The sequence below is a fragment of the Rhodococcus sp. IEGM 1302 genome (assembly GCF_030056935.1).
Lineage (GTDB): Bacteria > Actinomycetota > Actinomycetes > Mycobacteriales > Mycobacteriaceae > Rhodococcus_F > Rhodococcus_F qingshengii.
The window spans coordinates 1-19,386 of the sequence record NZ_JASHKY010000034.1 but is presented as its reverse complement, the minus strand read 5'-3'; the positions used below and the strand labels follow the sequence as shown (position 1 = coordinate 19,386).

Sequence of the window (19,386 nt, the reverse complement as noted above, 5' to 3'; positions counted from 1 at the left end):
TTGGCAACCGCCAACAAGACTCAACCGACGCCCGAGGACGTCGACGCATTCATTTCACGCGTCGACGACCGCAAACGCGCCGACGCCGTGGAGCTGATCTCCCTGCTGTCGGCCGCAACCGGCGAGCCTGCTGTCATGTGGGGCTCGAGCATCATCGGATTCGGGGCACGGCACTACCGATATGCGAGTGGCCACGAAGGTGACACCCCACTGATCGGGTTCTCCCCCAGGGCCACCGCGCTCACGTTGTACTTGTCGCTGAACTTCGACGACTACACCGACACGCTCGCTCGCCTCGGCAAGCACAAAATCGGCAAGGGCTGCCTGTACGTCAAACGGCTGAGCGACGTCGATATGACGACCCTGACCGAACTGATCACGGATTCCGTTGCCGCAGCCCGCAACATGATCGACTGAGTCACTCACCTACGGGGAGAAACAGGCCGAGCGTCTTCGGGCGGTTGCCCGAAGACGGTCGAATCGCGTGGTGTGAAGTGATCGTTCGTCAGCGTGGCCCGACGCATTCGATCGAGTCGAAACCACCGCACCGCGTCGCGCTGGCGACACCAGCCGATAAGAAACCACCGCCCACGGTCCTGCGCCAGAATGTGCGGCTCAACTGCCCGCACCGTCTCCGCACCGTCCCCATCCACGTAGTGCAACGACACGACGCGACTCTGCTCGAGACCCTGCTCGACGGCCTGCCGGTTCGCGCGCGAATCCGTCAGAGCCCCGCCGTCACCGCGAATCCACACGCGGCCGCCGAGCTCCGCGACCTTGCGACGACTCTCCTCGTCCATCACATCGAGCAGTTTCGCCAGCGCTGCTCGCCCATCCGGCGCAAACGGAGCATCACCCATCGCCGTCAAGGCCAACGCGATCGAAACTGCTTGCGGAACAGTGAAATTCACCGGCGGTAGCGTGGCGCGACCTACGAGTCGGTAACCACCCCCGGGGCCTGAGCGCGCTTCGATCGCCGCACCTGACATCATCAGCGTCTCGATATCCCTCTTGATCGTCCGGGTGGTGACACCGAATTCCTCGGACAATCGGGAGCACGTAGTCCCTCGATCGCCCTGTCGCCGAAGTTCCTCGACGAGAGCATGCAATCTCGCAGCTCGATTCACGTTCACCAGTGTCTCAGATTCCGATACCAAACGGTGACATAATTGGTGACACTCTGTTGTCACCAACCCGGGTGCACTGTGAGTACATGAAAACTCACATCGTTCTTGTTCCCGGATTCTGGCTCGGTTCATGGGCTTGGGACGCAGTCCTCCCCCACCTCGAACGTTCCGACACCCGCGTGACCAGCCTGACACTGCCCGGGCTCGACTCAGTAGACACAGATCGATCAGCGGTCACCTTCGACGCTCACGTCCGTGCAGTCGTCGACGCCGTATCGGACTCCGACGAGCGCACGGTCTTGGTCGTACACAGCGGCGCCGGCCCGGTGGGGTACGCCGTCACCGATCGCATCCCGGATCGCGTCGCTCGGATCGTCTACGTCGACTCGGGCCCCATGCCCGACGGCGCAGCGCTGCGACCGGATCTGGCTTCCGATGTCATCGAGATTCCGCTCCCCACGTGGGCAGAGCTCGAAGCGGACGGCAGCAGCCTCGAAGGACTCGACGAGAAAGCTCTGGAGACGTTCCGCGCCAACGCGGTACCCGAACCGGCTGGGCCCGCGCGTGAGCCGATTGTCCTGACGAACGAAAAGCGCTACCAGGTGCCGTCAACCGTCGTTTGCAGCACGTTCCCCTCCGCGGTGATCGCCCAGATGGCCGACGGAGGTCATCCGATGGCCGCCGAACTAGCGAAACTCCCCGTGACGTACGTCGACCTCCCGACCGGCCATTGGCCGATGTGGTCGCGCCCCGAAGACGTCGCCCAGGTGATCCTCGAGGCCGCCGCTTCCTGATCGACAAAGCAGTGATGCCGGATCGGATTCCGACCCGGCATCACTGACCGACTTCTACTTGCTCACGTTCTACTAGCTCACGGAAGCAGCTTTCTTCCGTGTCGCCGCCTTCTTTGCGGCAACTGCCTTCGTCGCACGCTTCTTGGTGATCGGCTTGGCCTTGACCGGCGCGTGCTGTGCGGTGAGAACCTCACTGAGGAACTTGCCCGTGTAGCTCTCGGGGACCGCGGCAACGTCCTCCGGAGTACCTTGCGCCACAACGGTTCCGCCGCCGGATCCACCCTCGGGCCCCATGTCGACGACCCAGTCCGACGTCTTGATCACGTCGAGATTGTGCTCGATCACGATCACGCTGTTGCCCTTGTCCACCAGACCGTTGATCACGATCAGGAGCTTTCGGATGTCCTCGAAATGCAGACCCGTGGTGGGCTCGTCGAGGATGTACACCGTGCGACCGGTGGCCCGCTTCTGCAATTCGGCGGCGAGCTTGACGCGCTGCGCTTCACCACCGGACAGAGTCGGAGCCGGCTGACCCAGTCGGACATAGCCCAGGCCGACGTCGACCAGCGTCTTGAGGTACCGGTGAATTGAGGTGACCGGCTGGAAGAACTCGGCTGCTTCCTCGATAGGCATGTCGAGTACCTCGGCGATCGACTTGCCCTTGTAGTGGACCTCGAGCGTTTCGCGGTTGTACCGGGCGCCGTGGCACACCTCGCAGGGCACGTACACATCCGGCAGGAAGTTCATCTCGATCTTCAGCGTTCCGTCGCCGGAGCACGCCTCGCAGCGTCCGCCCTTGACGTTGAACGAGAATCGGCCGGGCTGGTAACCGCGGACTTTCGCTTCCGTGGTGGCCGCGAACAGGGTTCGGATCTTGTCGAACACGCCGGTGTACGTCGCCGCGTTCGATCGTGGAGTCCGGCCGATCGGAGACTGATCGACCTGCACGAGCTTGTCCAGCTGATCGAGACCGTTGATTCGTGTGTGACGCCCAGGTACCTGGCGTGCACCGTTGAGCTTGTTCGCCATGACGGTCGCGAGAATGTCGTTGACCAACGTCGACTTGCCCGAACCGGAGACACCGGTGACAGCGGTGAGAACACCCAGCGGGAAACTCACGTCGATGCCGTCGAGATTGTGCTCGCGAGCTCCGACGACCGTGACCTGGCGTTTGCGGTCCACCGGTCGACGAATGGCCGGAACCTCGATGAAGCTACGACCTGACAGGTAGGCGCCGGTCAGAGATTCTTCACACGTCAGCAGTTCTTCGTATGGCCCGCTGTGGACGACCTTGCCGCCGTGCTCGCCGGCGTACGGTCCGATGTCGACTACCCAGTCGGACGTGCGGATCGTGTCTTCGTCGTGCTCGACGACGATCAGCGTGTTGCCGAGGTCGCGCAAGCGCGTCAGGGTTTCGATCAGTCGTCGATTGTCACGCTGATGCAGGCCGATGGACGGCTCGTCGAGTACATACAGCACGCCGACGAGTCCGGAACCGATCTGCGTTGCCAAGCGGATTCGCTGGGCCTCGCCACCGGACAACGTGCCAGCGGCACGCGAGAGGGAAAGGTATTCCAAGCCGACGTCGAGCAGGAACCCGAGTCGTGCCTGAACTTCCTTGAGGACCTGACCCGCAATCGCCTCTTCGCGCGAGCCGAGAGTGAGGCTGTTCAAGAAGTCCGCGCAATCGGAGATCGACAGTTCACAGACCTCGGCGATGGACTTACTGCCGAAGTCCCCAGCCGCGATAGTTACCGACAGGATTTCCGGGCGCAGGCGAGCACCACCACACGCCGGGCACGGGGTGTCGCGCATGTACCCGTCGTACCGTTCCTTCATCTGATCCGATTCGGTCTGCTCGAGCCGGCGATGCAGGAACGGCATCACACCTTCGAACTCCGCGTAGTAAGAACGGGTACGGCCGTACCGGTTCTTGTACCGGACGTGAACCTGCTCCTCGCTGCCTTCGAGGATTGCTTTACGGGCCTTCGCCGGCAACTTGTTCCACGGCGTCTTCATGTCGAATCCGAGAATGTCGCCGAGGCCGGACAGCAAACGTCCGAAGTACTCCGAACTCTGGCCCATCGACCACGGCGCGATTGCTCCGTCTTCGAGACTCAGGTCGGGATCGGGAACCACCAGATCCGGGTCGACCTCCTTGCGGATACCGAGGCCGGTGCATTCCGGGCAGGCGCCGTAGGGCGAGTTGAAGGAGAACGAGCGCGGTTCGAGATCGTCGATCGCGAGTGCGTGGCCATTCGGGCAGGCCAACTTCTCGGAGAAACGACGCTCACGATCAGGTGCAGTTTCTTCACGGTCGACGAAGTCGAGGACCACGATGCCTTCAGCCAAGCGAAGTGCGGTCTCGACCGAGTCGGTCAGGCGCTGCTTCGAACTCGCCTTGACCTGCAATCGGTCGACCACTACTTCGATGTCGTGCTTTTCCTGCTTCTTGAGCTTCGGCGGATCGGCCAGCGAATGGACGACACCGTCGACGCGCACTCGCGAGTAGCCCTGGGTGTTGAGCTGATCGAAGAGATCGACGAACTCGCCCTTACGAGTACGGACCACTGGTGCGAGGACCTGGAACTTGATGCCCTCCTCCATCTCGAGCACCTGGTCGACGATCTGCTGGGGCGTCTGACGTGCGATCTTCTCACCACACACCGGGCAGTGCGCCGAACCTGCGCGGGCATAGAGAAGTCGGAGGTAGTCGTAGACCTCGGTAATGGTGCCCACCGTCGAACGGGGGTTGCGGTTGGTCGACTTCTGGTCGATCGACACCGCAGGAGACAATCCCTCGATGAAGTCCACATCCGGCTTGTCCATCTGACCGAGGAACTGACGCGCGTATGCCGAGAGCGACTCGACGTAGCGGCGCTGACCTTCGGCGAAGATCGTGTCGAACGCGAGGCTGGACTTGCCGGAGCCGGACAACCCGGTGAAGACGATCAGGCTGTCTCGCGGGAGGTCGAGATCGACTCCTCGCAGATTGTGCTCACGCGCACCCCGCACGATCAGGCGATCCGCCACACCAATTCCCTTCATTGTCAATCGTCCGGGGCCGTCCCCCCGGAGAAGTCTCGAGTGGCCTCGCAAACGCGAGTCCTCGAGCGATCGTCATCGTAGGCCGAGCCACCGACACGTTTTTCTCACCAGGCGAGCCCATCGCTCTACCTGCCCCTATTCGAAGGTAGCCTGCGTTTCATGACGAATCAGCCCATCGTGATCGACGACTCCTACACCGGTCAGGTCTCCCCCGATTCTGCCCCTCAGCGGCGCACAGTCGAAGGCGCCGTCATCACGAAGATGTCGGTCGGCCCCATGGACAACAACACTTACCTCGTCGTCTGTTCCACGACCGGGAAATCTCTCCTGATCGATGCGGCCAACGAAGCCGAGAAGATCATCGCGCTTATCGCACAGGAAGCACCTGTTTTCGATTCCATCGTCACCACCCATCAACACGGCGATCACTGGTTGGCTTTGCAGGACGTCCACGCTGCCACCAAGGTGCCGACCGCCGCTCACCCCCTCGACGCAGAGGTCCTTCCCGTCACCCCGGACGTGCTCCTCGAAGACGGCGACAAGGTGACCGTTGGCAACTTGAGCCTCGATGTCATTCACCTGTCCGGCCACACGCCCGGCTCCATCGCGCTGGCTCTCACCGAACCGAGCGGACAGGTTCACCTCTTCACCGGCGACTCACTCTTCCCCGGCGGTCTTGGACGGACAACAAAGCCCGAGGAGTTCGAATCGCTCTTCCACGACGTGGCAACCAAGATTTTCGACGTGTACGGCGATCGCACGGTGGTTTACCCGGGCCATGGCAAGGACACCACACTCGGAATGGAGCGACCTCACTTGAGCGAATGGCGAGCGCGCGGTTGGTGAATCTGACCAACCATGACGGTCGGCTCGCGACAGCATTTTCGAACACTCACTTCCAACCCGAAAGTGGACAGTCCCTGTCCATCACCGGCTGAAATCACGAGGTAGCTCGCATGACAAACGCACGTACAAAGGTGTGTATCGTCCATTTCTACGAATTGGTCTTGTCACCTGACCAGAGGAAGATCCCCGGTCACCGTTGGCAGGACGAACTGGATCGACTCGCGCCCAGCGCGCACAAATGCGACTACAACGGCACAGAACTCGAAGGCATCGTGGTTGATCTTGGCAGCGAGAAAGCACTTTCGCTGGCAGTCGACCGCGCCACAACTCCCCGACAGCGAAACACCACTCGACCCGAACGCGCCGAGATGGAAACACGCGGCAACGAATGGGAGCCTGTAGAGGAGACATTTGTTCGGTTCTTTGCCAACAACATCATCGGACTGGTCCGATCGACGAATTCGGCACCGACCCACGCCGCACTCGCCCGATGGCTAAACAAAACGGCACGTCCGAGAGGTCACGGTCCGAACGCGACTTGGTTCGCGCTTCCAATCGTCGATGAAGATCGTTACCTCGCCCTTCGCGACATGGGAGAAGTAACAACATCGACCTTCGCTGTGAAGCCGAACACGATTCCTGACCGTCCGGGTCTACTTGGTGGCATTTTCGACCGATTCTTTGACTATGAAGACGGTCTACGAATCGAAGTCCACATCACTGCTGGCCGGGGACGCCCAGCGCAGCGAAACCGGGAACGAATGCTAGACATGGCCAGAGAGGCAGCAGCACTTCATGAGCAAGGCGTTCCGTTTGAACGAGCCGTCGTCAACGCCCGCCCCGCCGATGGAGGACTCGTCGAGGTAATTGACCTACTCGAGCACAAGCTCACGAAGAAGTTCGAGGTTACATTCGGCGGGGACGATGGTGTCCGATCGCTGTCCGAACAAGTTGTATTTTCTCAGATCCGATCGTCATACCTGGCCATGGAGGAGTCACTCCAGAACGCCATTGGCCTTCAATAGAACATATGTTCTAATCAGAGGCGAGGTGAACACACATGACGAGCAAACGAGCAAGCCCAACCATCCGAGCCTTCGCCAACTACATAGGTGCTCGGCTCCTCGTTGCGGGGGTGGGTGTGGCCCTCTATTTCTTGGCAAGGGGGCACATCACGATTGAACAGCAGGGTCAGATCAGCTCGGCATTTTTGACCGTCGCGACGGTAATTGGCGTTGTCGCGGGGTTTCTCGGAGCCGGAGTGTTTTTCGTGGCAGGGGCCTCGGGCCCCTCGATCGATCGCATCCGCACCCAACACGGGCAAAAACTCAATATGACACTTCTCGGCGCGATGGCACTTCTAATGGCGTCCGCGTTCGGGGCTGTCATCTGCGGCCTGTTCTCGAATGGGTTTGGTGCTAAGGCTGCAATGGCAGGCATCATGACCTTGGTTGCTTTTGAAACTTCGGCGCTAGGCATGACCCTTGCGGTTGCGCTCAAGTCGCAAAGTGAACCGCCAATTCCAAGGCGCGAAAACTACCCGTCCACTTAAGTTCTCGCCTTCACCAAGGATCGACGTGGACACACCCTGTCCCGACACTCGCCTTGGCCCATGCAGAGCCATGAATTTCCACGCAGCCCCAGCGAACTCATATTGCATCTCGACAAACGAGTGCACGACTACCTTCGAGATGACTTAACGCTGCCTTCCTCGCACCGCGGGACGAGACACCTAAGGATCTCGCCTCTTCCAGTCGTGATCAACCCCCGCGATCCCAGCGCTGAACCTCGAACCGACATCGTTCGACAAGGGCGTCACGGCTAGCCTCCCAGAGAGGCTCTCAGACCGCCCTTTCCCTATCCAGATTTCCGTCTCAGCGTCCTCACCTCAGTTAGGGGGTGAAGCCGATCGCGCACTGGATTCAGACCAGAGTCTCTGCACAGTTGCCAGAGCCCGCACTACCGAGCGCAGTTGCCAGAGCTCGCACTACCGAGCGCCCTGAGAGTAGCTCCGAGCACTAGAGAACGATTGAGCAGGCCGACTATCTGATTGGATAGGCAAATCCTGGTCACCATCTCCAACGCCGCGAACAATGTGGTCGTGCCGTAGCGGACGCAGTTGTGGGTTTTGCTTCTCGGAGATACCGATCCGCATCGGCAATGTGGGCGCGGCCCGATCCAACGCTTGGATTTGCGATTTCTCGTCCACGCACAGCACGAACGCGTTCTCCGGTGGCTCCGAGTACATCCGACGATGTCGGTGATCGTCGCGATCAACGCCGGGAAGGTGGAAATTTGAATGTTTGACTGCGCCAAGGCTGCACAACGTATTCACGCCATGCCTCCAAGAACCTTGGGACCGACTCGTGACACTCCCAGTCGCTCATAGCGCCCTTCGGCGTCGTGGTTCAGGCTCACACCGGGCTTCTTGACCGGGCCTCGTTCGTCTGCCCGGGAAAGTACGGCGGGCATAGCCCGCCTTTCGATCCCCAATCCTCGGTCAGGCGGATCCTCATACCGTCAGGAACAGCCTCTCCATCGGGCGAAGACACTGAATCCGTCCAGCTCAGCTGTTGTGTTCCTCCTACGGATATAGGTGCGGGTGGCGGGTCCCACCCCGACGTGATTTCCCTGTAGCTGTCACTCGGGATTCTTGTCAGCTCCCGCTCTGGATCCGAGGGACCCTGCGCTTTGGGCACCAGCGGGTGTTCAGATTCGAGCAAGTCCTCGATGGTGGTCTGCACTGCTCGATGGATCTGGATTCGCACTTCGAGCCCTCGCTGCGACGCGGCATCGAGCATCGATTTCTGAAGTACGTCCGCGTCTTTCTCCGGAACCAAGAACGAATCGTGCAACATCAGTGGAACTCGACCAGTCCGATCGAGTACGTCCAAGGCGACTTCTACCGCAATGTTCGAGTCGAGCTTCTGAAACCGCGCACCCGCGTCGGAATGGAAGAGGTGCCGGATCGCGTAGTGCTTGCTCTTAATTGCACAAAGTAAACCTTCTGCGAACGGTAAGTAGGCACCTTCCCGAGACGACAGGTTCGCTCTGTCGGAACGGGGCCGCAGATCGGCATCTTCCTGCAAGGCCTTTGCGATTGCCCACCGGGCCGACTCAGAATCCTTCGCATTCAGTGCAATCAGTGAGCCAACTTTGACCGCGCGCCTGTCATAGCCCGCAATCTCATAGAGGTCACCCGAAGGCAGCCTGGCTCCACACTCTGAATAGGCCAGCGCCAGATGCAGGGAGCTGTAGTCGATTTCAACTACCACCGAACCGTCGATCTCGAGATCCAGCCTCGCTCGCTTGGACATGCCCTGGACGGAGGACCCCCTGTAGTACAAGCGACCACCACGGTCGAAACTGCAATTGAAGATTCGACGTAGCGACGGCATAGTCGTACTTTTGCCGAGGTGACGTACATCGAGCTGTTTTGTGGCCTGATTAATGCGCTCAAGCTCGAAGCGGATTCGGACGGTCTCGGCCGTGTCCTTGTAGTCGATCGCGTGCCGGCTGACGTCTCTGAGCACCACCAACTCCTCGCCCGTCAGAAGCTCCCGAGGCTCTCCCACATCCACCAAGTGCCCAATCAGGTTGACGAGGTCACCGGTCGCCTCGGCGACGCTCTGCTCCCCCACACCCGTGACGTGGCACCGGAACCCCAGAGCGTGCCGCGCCAGCCCCGAACGCACCAGGGCATCCATAGACCGGGTGATGTGCCAATAGGAATCCCGTCCGTCCACACGGTATCTGTGAGGTAGAGATGCGTAGGCCGCCTTACGTCGGGAGTAGTGCACGCCACGCCCCGTGAGCTTTTCTTCGAGAACAAGCGACCTTGCGACAGACGCAAGAGCCAGGATATTCACGCCAGTCCCATACGGGGTGAGGACGCGCGCTATCCTGGAGACCTGTTGATCGCTCCAGCCGAGGACAAGTCTGGACGTGGTCCCCGCTCGCAAATGGTCAAATTGAAAGGTCATGGGCTTGCGAACCAGTTCGGATTTCAATACCATCAACCTCGTTAGTTTCATGCGTAAGTCCCGGTTTCGTCGCCTTGGACATTACCAATGAATAGCCCCCCGATCCATACGGTTCGGGGGGTTCTTTATGCGCCATATGTGCATTAGTACAGATTTGGTACACGTTTGGTACAAGCGTTACCTAACACAATTCGACCAACCTAATTCCTAACCCCGCTCCGCCGGACTAAATTACTGCCCCAAGGTCTGGCGATGCGGTACTCACGCCGATCTAGCGAGTTGCCAAGAAATTGATGTGGATCGGATCAGTGAGCAGGCGGGCCGCCAGGTCGGCGAATGTGTAACCTCGAGCGATTGCATGCGGCCTACACGACAAATGGTGTGGTGTGCCGTTGACCAGCGAAGAACCCGGTGCGGCTGCGAAATGGGTTCGTCGATCAATCACTGAGACGAACGGATTGCGCTCTATGCGTGCGCTTCCACCTCAATCCGCGACTGTCAGTGAAGGTCGGTGTCACTTCGACTGGATCCAAAGTTCGTGCAAAGAGGTTCTTTGCCCGTGACTCGCGGGCGGTGTGCGTGCAAGATTTACTGACTCCTGCCCTACGAAGACGTCAACCCAAGTATCAGATCCTTGGGTACGTTTAGTCTCGACCGGCACATCTACGATCAGCCCGCGGCGAAATCTAGTTTCTGCAACCCACGAAAAAGTCGCTGCTGGGTACGTGTGAAGGTCTGAAACCACCAACCTCGCTTGCCTTCGGTCACGATCGAGAAGATCGGCGCTGCGCTGCTTCGTATCGCGCCAGACCAGAACGTAGGGCGATGCCTTGAAGCGCAATACAGCGACGGGTGCGGTCACTAGCAAATAAACTTGTCGTCTGTTCGGCAAGCCCCTAGGTGAGGCACTGAAATTGCCGCCATACGGTCATCCTCGGGAGCTGAATGGAAAGCGGGCGGGGCGACCTATTCATTACCGAGACGGAAAACGTGCAACATTGTTACTCACCGCATCATGCCGTCAACGATTGCGGCGAAATCAATCAACCGCAACGGCCAATTTGCACGAGCATGTTCAGCGTTGTGAACTGGCTTGGGTACAGCGATGAACACAACGCCACTGCTCAGCGTGGTGAAAACGCGATTCGTTCGATCGAGGGTTGGTAGGCCTGCGATCGATCGAATTGCACGTACCGCTAGACCCTGTTGGACCTAACGCGACGGAAGCCGCCATCAGCGTGAGCGCGTCAATCCGGCTACTCGGGCGAGGGTTGATCTCGCAGCAAGTCCAAAGGATCCAGCCCCAGAGTCTCAGCTATTTGCTCGACCGATCGTAGGGTCAGATTCCGCTCACCGCGCTCAACCCCACCCATGTACGTCCGATGAACCGCTAGCACTTCGGCCATCTCTTCTTGGCTCAGCTGCCGCTCTTTTCGCCATCTGCGGAGGTTATTCCCTAGGGCGCGCTGCAGGTGACCGTCCATCGCTACTAACCGTGACGGGGCCGATTCCATCAGTCCACAGACTTATAAGTAGCATTTTGGATGAAAAGAACGGTCCGCCCGCCCAATCCTCGAAGCAAAAGGCGAAACCATGAACGTCCATCGTGATCAGCCGAGGCCCAGGAGTTCCGATTCGAGGGAAGCGGAAGCGCACCACCAAACGCTTGACCCCTCGACCAACTTCCAGCATCTGTGGACCGTGCCCGGCGGACCCATGCCAGATGCGGGAACGTCTTTCAGGGCGGAATCCGGGTCTTACTCCGGCGGTGAAGCCAGGGCGCTGGGATATCGGACCGAACCTGCCTCGTCGCAGCACACTGCACCGTTTGACGCCTCGACGAGTAGCCCACGAACGGATCGAGCGCCAGTAGAACGAGCACCAAGTCACAAACGGCCGGCTCTGGTCGCCATAATCGGAGCGACCGCCTTGATGACGTTGTTCCTTGCGGCAGTGTTCTCAGCGATAGGGCAGATCGCATCAGATGCGGGCACCACGGGCACCTTTATCAGGCTCGGCCTCTTCCCGCCCCTAGTCGCCGCTTCCGCGTTCTTCCTATACGTCAAGTCGCGAGCCAGAGCTCGACAGGATCCGCGAGGCCCAGACGTAGGTCGCCTTCGCCATCGGCGAGCCTCGATCCTAGTGTCGGTCGCCGTTGTAGCCGTGGCTCTCGGACTTGGTATCGCTAGCACCCTGATCAACTCCGCACGCGACGAGGCCTCGTACCAGGCGGGCCGGGAGAATGGCGAAATCCAGGGCCGAATTTACGCATCGCTGACTTCAGTGAGTGCGTCCGATCGAGAGATTCGCGGTCGGTGCAAGACCGCCGCTGAGATTACAACTGTCGGCCGGTATTGGGTCGGAGGTTACATCCCCGTAGCAGATCTGAATGTCGACGACTTTGCGGACGGCTGTTTTCAGACGTACCGCGCCTTGGCCCCAAAGTGATGTTCGCGCGGCAATGCAAGTTTCCGACCTCGCCACACACCACCATTCCCACCTCTGCGATCTTCATTCAAGGGAAACGAGTCTGATATGACCACTTCATCTCGCTCACTCATCGCAATTCTCTCTGTCGCCGCCATTGCAGGATGCGGAACCTCAACCGACCCGAAAGCTCCGGAGTCAGTTACTCCGACAGGGGGGCCGTCTGAACTCAACGTCGTTGCGGGCCCCGAAGACATGACTACGGCCGATCTTGACTTCGTCCGCTCGCTAGCGGCGAAAGCGACTGGCCTTTCAGGCACATCTGAATACATCGAGGCTGGATACCAGGTGTGCCAATACCAGCACGATGGCTTCACACAGACCGGTGCTGAAGCAGCGCTTGCCGAGAAGTATCCGCAGCTAACGTCAGGACAAGCCAAAGTCGTCGTACTCGATGTTTTGGCCTACTGGCTATGCACTCGCGGCGGCAGTGCGGGGCTCGTTCGCTGATACTGAGCCTTCGTCCGCAGCGGCTCGGAGCTGGCGATAGACGGTGGCACGGCTCACTCCGAGCATCTTCGCGATCTCGCCGGCAGTCAGTCCTTTGTCTAGAAGGTCTCGCGCCCGCACTACGTCGGCAGCACCCACCTTGCTGGGCCTTCCACCGGTTCTCCCTTTCTTCGCAGCCGCGGCAAGTCCTGCACGCGTTCGCTCGAGCATGATGTCGCGTTCCAGCTGCGCGAAGGCTGCCATGATCGTTAGCATCGCTCTGCCCATAGGGCCGTCGGTATGAAGCCCCTCCGTCACGCTCGTAAAGGAGATGTCCCGACCCGTGAGTTCGGAAATTACGTCGAGGACGTGGCGGGTGTCCCGACCCAATCGATCCAGCTTCCACACTGTGAGCGTGTCGCCCGCGCGCAGATGATCGAGGCACGCGTCGAGCTGAGGGCGGTCAGCCTTCGACCCACTAATCCCTCGGTCCGTAAACACTCGCACCGCTCCTGCATCGGCCAGCGCATCAAGTTGCAACTGTGGGTCCTGGTCGACCGTACTGACTCGTGCATATCCGATGATCGCCATGTCTTGACCTGTCTCATAATCCCGTTGTGTCGGAGGTTTTGAGACTACCAGTTATGCGACAGGTTTTTGAGACTAGAAAACCCTGGGACTACGGGACGAGTTGTGTCGCGTCCAGCGTGTGGGCGGCCGTCTCATCAATCCATCGTTTTCGAGACACGTTATGGCGGAACCAATCTTCGCTGAAGTTCACTCATCAAGGCGGATGTCCGTTATGTTCTATCCTTCGTGGTCCCTCTCCACGACCACTCCGCATCCCTGAGATCCCGCCGGAAAGGCACTACACCGTGACCACACCCCATTATCGTCGCGCAGCGGACCGAACTAACCTGAACCGCGCCGTCGGCTCGTTCAGCATTGCGGTTCTAGCTATGTTCACGATTCTGACCGCTGGCACTGGCAGCGCCGCCGCCACTCCTGCCGAGGTACTAGCCGCCGCGTGTGCGCAATATGAACCGAACCCGTCCATCTGGTCCGAGCCGCGGCTAGTTTCCAAATGCGCCGGCGCGAACCTGGACGGCGCGAACCTGGACGGAGTGAACCTGACCGGTGCAGACCTGACCGGCGCGAACCTGACAAACGCCGGCCTCATCGACGGGTATCTATACAGTGCGGACCTGACCGACGCGAACCTGACAAATGCGAACCTGACAAACGCGAACCTGACAAACGCGAACCTGACCAACGCCAACTTGACCAACGCGAACCTGGACGGAGTGAACCTCGACGGGGCGAAGCTGTATGGCGCGTCCTTGATCGGCGCGAACCTGTCCAACGCGAACCTATACGGCGCGGACCTGAGTGGCACGACATTGACCGGGGTGAACCTGTCCGGTGCGACCTTGACCGGTGCGAACCTCACCGGCACGACCTTGACTGGCGTCAACCTGTCCAACGCGAACCTGACCGGCGCGAAGCTGGACGGCACGAACCTGATGCGAGCGACTCTGTCCAGTGCGAACCTGACCGACGCAAACCTGACCGACGCGAACCTCACCGACGCAAACCTGTTCGCAGCACGCATGACCGGCACAAATCTCACCCGCACAAATCTGGCCGGCGCATACCTGACCACTGCGAACTTGGACGGCGTGGACCTGACCAAAACAACCCTGACCGGCACGACCCTGCGAGGCGCGGCTCTGCGCAGTGTGAACCTCACCGGCGCAAACCTGTCGGGCATGAATCTGAACCACACGAGTATGTACGCCACGAATCTAACCGACGCGAACCTGACCAACGCGGATCTGACGAGCGCGAACCTGTACAGCGCTAATCTCACCGATGCGAACCTCACTGGCGCGAGTTTGACCTACGTGGACCTTTACAACGCGAACCTGAATGGTGCGAACCTGACCAGCACGATCGCCGTCCCCGGCAACATCACGATCGCCGCGACATCACCGGCAGGAGCCTCCGTCACCTGGGTCACCCCCACAGTCCCTGCCGCACTCACCTTCGGTGACTGCTCGCCAAAATCGGGAACGCTGTTCTCCGTCGGTACCCACACCGTCACCTGCAGCCTCGGGAGCACCTCGAACACCAGCACCGGGATCGGAACATTCACAGTCACCATCACCGCGACGACGCCGACGACCCCCGAATCGCCCGCCACCGGTTCACTCGGTTCGCTCGGGCTTGGAAACTGACTCTTTCGCTCGCCGACATCCTGACCACGGTCCGTCCGCCCACTAGGGTCCAGCGGCACCATTGATTCGAGGACTTTTTCACCGAAGGGGTCCTCGAACTGGATAGTTTAGGAGACCAGCCCTCAAGGTGGTCCTATGAGGACGGGCCGACGAATTCCCGCATAGAAAGGATATTGAACGACATGCCCGACGACATGCCCGTTGCAGCGACGTGCGCACACAAACAATCAGACACTCGTTACAGGAAGGTCGTCGGGGAGCTACTTCCCGTACTCGAGCTGATGCTGAGTCGGCAGCCGATCCAGTGGTCGGACGTCGAGAAGAACATGTGTCTCATCGGTGCCCGGTTCGCACTGACGCGTCAATTTGAGTCATTGCGAGCAGCAGTGAAGTTATGCGACATCGATCTCGGCCATCTCGCCGTCGGCTTTGTGCGCCCCGCGTGCGAAGAACTGTTGTGGCTTCAATATCTAGCAACGCTTGACGAGTCGGACGCACATGATGTTTATCTGGCGCTTGGGAACAATGACACGATGCGCTCGGCTCAAGCTACGCAGGATTTCCTAGGTGTCGAGGCGATGACCGAAATTGGGTTTCCGCGCGGCTTCTCTGAATTTCTCGCACACGCGGTCCCCGCGCAACGGAAGTCCCTGAAGGCAGTTGGTCAGTCCTTAGGATGGCCGCCGCGCACACCGGTCCCATCGACACAGTGGATTTCTGAGCAAGTTGGACAACGCAAGCTCTACGACTACCTGTACGCAGCGAGTAGTCGAGCTGTCCATTTCTCGGCTGGCGAGGGACTCCGGCGTGCTTGGGGAGACCCGGGTGGATCGATCTCGGTTGAAGACGTCCACCACCGACTCTATCTCGCCGATTTCGCGCTGTGGCAGTTGACGAAACTGCTCCTTCAGACGATCTCGAACACCGAGCCTTGGCAGGGCGAGCTCGTGCCACGCGAGACGGACTGCAAGGACGACGCTGATGCGATGGACCGACTGTCAGCCTTCCAGGACCTTCCCGGGGTTCCCCTCGTTACGGCTCGCGAGTACGAGCTGATCTGGAAGAGCGATGGGACGAAGCACGGGAGCACCTGATGAGGACGTCATGCGAGCGGGCAGCAACTTGACCAATTTCATCGAACCTCCCAGTAAGACGGAGATCGACGGACGAGCGGTAGGCAACTTGTCTCGCTCCCTCGGAATACGTCAGCGGGCCGCCAGCCACTCCCCGTCCCAGAAACACGCCGAATCACCCGGCTTGCGAGAGGACCACCCTGGCGATCTCGTCGACAACCTCGGCTACAGGCTAGTGCTCCCAGAATCTCAGCACCGTCCAGCCACCCTCACGCAGCATCCTGTTCACGCGCAGATCGCGCTCACGGTTTCCATTGACCTTGGAGGACCAGTAGTTGCTGTTCGCCACGGGCGCTCTGTGATGCGCCGCGCAGCCGTGCCAGTAACACCCATCTATGAACACCGCCACTTTGGCGCGCGTGAACACGATGTCCGCGCGATTGCGCAGATGACTACGGTCCGGTGCATAGTCCACGCGGTACCGGAGCCCTCGCGCGTGAAGCAACTTCCTGACGGCAGTCTCAGGGGCAGTGTCGCGCCGCCGGTTCGACCTCATCGATTTGCGGATCGCTGGCGTTGAAGCCCAGCTCTCGATCTCCCCAGTCATCCGACTGCACGCCTGCGTCGTTTGTAGTCCCGCGACCTCCTGTTGTGTGATCCTCTACACAGGTCACATCGACACCCCGTGTCGTAAGCAAGCGCCGATCCGTGCTTCCCTAGGACTCGGCCAGCTGCGCGGCACCCCGCGAGGTACTCCTGATGCTTCGTGCGATTGGCTTCGCGGCACCGATCGCACCTGCACAGGTGGTTGTTGTAACCGTTCATCGTCCCGTGCCGGGGGTCCGCGGGGTCAGTGAGAGCCACGCAATGATGCTATCCGTAGGTTGGCGGCTGGTTGATACCACGTGTGAGCGGATGCGGGTGCGCGCGCGTCGCGCGGCGGTCTAATGTAATCACATGTCTGTGATTCAGCTCCGGTCGCGCCCTCAGGTCCTAGAGTTCTTTGCAGGCGTCGGCCTTGCACGGATGGGCCTCGACGCCGCCGGGTTTGAGACAGCTTGGGCCAACGACATCTCCCCTGACAAGGCGGAGATGTACCGCGCGCAGTTCGGCGACGATGTGATGGTCGTCGGAGATGTCAACGACGTCGATGCCGCAAAGCTACCCCGTGTGGACCTTGCCTGGGCGTCATCCCCGTGCACCGATCTTTCTCTGGCGGGCAACCGCACCGGGCTCGCCGGCACTGAATCTTCGGCGTTCTACGCCTTCACGGGCATCTTGCGGGCGATAGCGGAGGACGACCGACCCAAGGCCCTCGTGCTGGAGAACGTCATCGGTCTGTCCACCTCGCACGGAGGAGACGATCTGACCGCGGCGATCAAGGAGTTCAATGAACTCGGATATTCGGTGGACATCCTCGCCATCGATGCCCGCCGGTTCGTGCCGCAGTCACGCCCCAGGATGTTTCTGGTCGGCTCCCTCGAGCCAATTGAGACAGCTGAGGTAGAGCACCCTCTGCGCCCAGGTTGGACCGAGGCGTTCTTCGGCGATCCCACCCTCCTCATGCACCGCGCACCCCTACCAACGCCTCCTGCACACGTCACGGACGGACTTGGCGATACCCTCGAACGCTTGGATAACGACGACCCGCGATGGTGGGACGAGGACCGCGTGGCCGCTTTCCTCGGTTCGATGTCGGAAGTGCAGAGGAGCCGATTGGAGCAGCTGCGAAAGCAAAGCCGGCGCTACCAGTGGCGCACTGCATACCGGCGCACTCGTGGTGGCATTCCGGTCTGGGAAATGCGCCCCGACGCCGTCTCTGGCTGCCTGCGGACACCACGCGGCGGCTCTTCCAAACAGGCTGTCGTCCGAATGGGTTACGGAAAGCTCAGCATTCGGTGGATGACCGGTGCGGAGTACGCCTCGCTCATGGGAGCCGCTGAATACAAGATCGACGGCTTTCGCGACAGTCAAGTTCAGTTTGCGTTCGGTGACGCGGTGGCGGTGCCTGCGGTCGGGTGGCTCGCAGAGCATTATCTCAAACCGCTTGTGAGGGGAGAGCTGACCGCTCAATCAGACCGAGAGTCGAAGGCCCAGTGATGGCGAGCACGAGTAAACCGCGCACCACCGGCGCGGCCAAGGAAGTAAAACCGAAGAAGAAGGACCTTCCCGCCGACCTCGTCCGCGAGTTCCGCAGCCTCTTTGACGAGGCCAAGAAAGCAACCGACAGTGCGAACCGTCAAATCGCATCCGCGAAATGGGGCGTCTATGCCTTTTACGACTACGACGGAGAGCCCATCTATGTCGGGCAAACCAAGGAAAGTCTCGCGACGCGGCTCAACCGGCACCTGACCAATCAGCGCACCGATGCGGTTGCGATGCGAATCCTAGACGTGTTCGAGGTCGCAGAACTCGAAGTCTGGCCGATCTGGGCACTAGAGGGCACTCCCAAGAAGGGTGAGGACCTTGATGCCTACAAAGCCGCGCAGACGGTGCTGGACGCCCACGAGTACTCGGCCTATCTGAAGGCCATTGAGAACAGCAAGTTCGGCGCGATCCTCAATGAGAAGATCCCTCCCGTGTCCAACCCGATCGAACTACCCGAGTCGCACAGGTTCGCCCTTGTGTCAAAGCAGACTCGCGCCGAACGGGACCATCCAGACGTACGTATCGCTCGCCGGGCTGAGACGCTTGCACGCCTCGCCGCTGTTGCTCACGAGCGCGGCGAGGTATCCGCCGGTCTTCGGCGGGTGCTGGTGATTCAAGCCGTCCGACTCGCATTCAAGGCCGCAGAGAGGTTCAACTACGCCGAGGGCGAACCTGCCCCCAATCCTGAAGCGATCTCCGTCGAGGGGCTTATCGGCTCCGTGCTGTACCCCACTGATGACGAGGGCGCTGGCGACTAGCCTTCGTTCGCCACCAGTGGTGGCCTGATAGCGACCACCCCTACATCTGCGCGCTTCGTGCGAAGAGTCTCCCGGCGGTACCCGGCCTTCACCACCGACGCCGTCGATTCCCAGCGCCAGCGTTGTGCGACCGACCGCGGGACCCTGGGGGACGCAGGTAACTTCGCGCGACGTACTGAAGTTGATCATCAAGGTCACCCGTGGAGAAACGGTGCACCCCCTCAAGACCACCGCCGTTGCCTCGGACGAGAAAACGAGTCGGAACTAGAATCTCGGTGAGATCGGCTGACGCTCAATTGAGACGACTGCGAAGCCAGCCCCCTCACCCTAACGGCATCGAGTTCAGTGCCCGTGCAACCGTCCCTCCGTCTCAATCGCAATCCGGAGTGACTATGCGCGACTGGTAGGACCCCATTTGGTGAGCCACTCGCTATCAGAGAATCAATGCGTGTGAAT

At 60.3% G+C, this 19,386-nt stretch carries 15 protein-coding genes and 1 pseudogene; 9 read left to right on the top strand and 7 right to left on the bottom strand.

Annotated elements, in window-relative coordinates:
* Positions 1–417 carry a DUF1801 domain-containing protein gene (locus QM609_RS26555; RefSeq protein ID WP_007736263.1) on the top strand — a complete coding sequence of 139 codons (417 nt, stop codon included), beginning with the start codon at positions 1–3 and terminating at the stop codon, positions 415–417.
* Between the two features lie 5 nt (positions 418–422).
* On the opposite strand, the gene QM609_RS26550 is transcribed toward QM609_RS26555, so the two are convergent.
* Positions 423–1,133: a helix-turn-helix transcriptional regulator gene (locus QM609_RS26550; protein ID WP_007736264.1), complete on the bottom strand. Its 711-nt coding sequence runs from the start codon at positions 1,131–1,133 to the stop codon at positions 423–425.
* A gap of 80 nt (positions 1,134–1,213) precedes the next feature.
* On the opposite strand from QM609_RS26550, the gene QM609_RS26545 reads away from it, so the two are divergent.
* The gene (locus tag QM609_RS26545) at positions 1,214–1,921 is read left to right on the top strand and encodes an alpha/beta fold hydrolase (RefSeq protein ID WP_007736265.1); all 708 of its coding nucleotides are present in this window, start codon (positions 1,214–1,216) and stop codon (positions 1,919–1,921) included.
* 72 nt (positions 1,922–1,993) lie between these two features.
* On the opposite strand, the gene uvrA is transcribed toward QM609_RS26545, so the two are convergent.
* The gene (gene uvrA / locus QM609_RS26540) at positions 1,994–4,954 is read right to left on the bottom strand and encodes an excinuclease ABC subunit UvrA (RefSeq protein ID WP_283337616.1); all 2,961 of its coding nucleotides are present in this window, start codon (positions 4,952–4,954) and stop codon (positions 1,994–1,996) included.
* Between the two features lie 174 nt (positions 4,955–5,128).
* Here uvrA and QM609_RS26535 point away from each other — a divergent pair, with 174 nt between their 5' ends.
* The 3 genes from QM609_RS26535 (at position 5,129) to QM609_RS26525 (ending at position 7,367) form a co-directional block, all read left to right on the top strand.
* Entirely contained in the window at positions 5,129–5,815 is a 687-nt protein-coding gene (locus QM609_RS26535) for an MBL fold metallo-hydrolase (RefSeq protein ID WP_283337614.1), read from the top strand.
* A 110-nt stretch (positions 5,816–5,925) separates the two neighbouring features.
* A complete protein-coding gene (locus QM609_RS26530; protein ID WP_283337613.1) occupies positions 5,926–6,840 on the top strand; it encodes a hypothetical protein in 915 nt (304 codons plus the stop codon).
* A 35-nt stretch (positions 6,841–6,875) separates the two neighbouring features.
* The gene (locus QM609_RS26525; protein ID WP_283337612.1) at positions 6,876–7,367 is read left to right on the top strand and encodes a hypothetical protein; all 492 of its coding nucleotides are present in this window, start codon (positions 6,876–6,878) and stop codon (positions 7,365–7,367) included.
* 515 nt (positions 7,368–7,882) lie between these two features.
* Here the strand turns inward: QM609_RS26525 and QM609_RS26520 are convergent.
* The 4 genes and pseudogenes from QM609_RS26520 to QM609_RS26505 all read right to left on the bottom strand — a co-directional run.
* Positions 7,883–8,157: pseudogene (locus tag QM609_RS26520) on the bottom strand (IS630 family transposase); the annotation flags it as partial.
* A gap of 72 nt (positions 8,158–8,229) precedes the next feature.
* On the bottom strand, positions 8,230–9,561 hold the full coding sequence (locus QM609_RS26515; protein WP_283337611.1) for a hypothetical protein: 1,332 nt from the start codon (positions 9,559–9,561) through the stop codon (positions 8,230–8,232).
* Between the two features lie 1,493 nt (positions 9,562–11,054).
* Positions 11,055–11,282, bottom strand: a complete 228-nt coding sequence (locus QM609_RS26510) for a helix-turn-helix domain-containing protein (protein WP_283337610.1) — start codon at positions 11,280–11,282, stop codon at positions 11,055–11,057.
* 1,414 nt (positions 11,283–12,696) lie between these two features.
* On the bottom strand, positions 12,697–13,305 hold the full coding sequence (locus QM609_RS26505) for a recombinase family protein (RefSeq protein ID WP_283337609.1): 609 nt from the start codon (positions 13,303–13,305) through the stop codon (positions 12,697–12,699).
* Between the two features lie 116 nt (positions 13,306–13,421).
* Here QM609_RS26505 and QM609_RS26500 point away from each other — a divergent pair, with 116 nt between their 5' ends.
* Together QM609_RS26500 and QM609_RS26495 are read left to right on the top strand one after the other, a co-directional pair.
* Positions 13,422–14,951 (top strand): pentapeptide repeat-containing protein, encoded by a 1,530-nt coding sequence (locus QM609_RS26500; RefSeq protein WP_283337608.1) that lies wholly within the window; start codon positions 13,422–13,424, stop codon positions 14,949–14,951.
* A gap of 182 nt (positions 14,952–15,133) precedes the next feature.
* Positions 15,134–16,045, top strand: coding sequence for a DUF5677 domain-containing protein (locus QM609_RS26495; protein ID WP_283337607.1), 912 nt, complete (start codon positions 15,134–15,136; stop codon positions 16,043–16,045).
* 211 nt (positions 16,046–16,256) lie between these two features.
* On the opposite strand, the gene QM609_RS26490 is transcribed toward QM609_RS26495, so the two are convergent.
* On the bottom strand, positions 16,257–16,631 hold the full coding sequence (locus tag QM609_RS26490) for a very short patch repair endonuclease (RefSeq protein ID WP_283337606.1): 375 nt from the start codon (positions 16,629–16,631) through the stop codon (positions 16,257–16,259).
* 350 nt (positions 16,632–16,981) lie between these two features.
* Here QM609_RS26490 and QM609_RS26485 point away from each other — a divergent pair, with 350 nt between their 5' ends.
* The gene (locus QM609_RS26485; RefSeq protein ID WP_283337605.1) at positions 16,982–18,124 is read left to right on the top strand and encodes a DNA cytosine methyltransferase; all 1,143 of its coding nucleotides are present in this window, start codon (positions 16,982–16,984) and stop codon (positions 18,122–18,124) included.
* Positions 18,124–18,930: a GIY-YIG nuclease family protein gene (locus QM609_RS26480; protein WP_283337604.1), complete on the top strand. Its 807-nt coding sequence runs from the start codon at positions 18,124–18,126 to the stop codon at positions 18,928–18,930. Before QM609_RS26485 ends, QM609_RS26480 begins: the two co-directional genes overlap by 1 nt.
* Positions 18,931–19,386 lie beyond the last annotated feature (456 nt).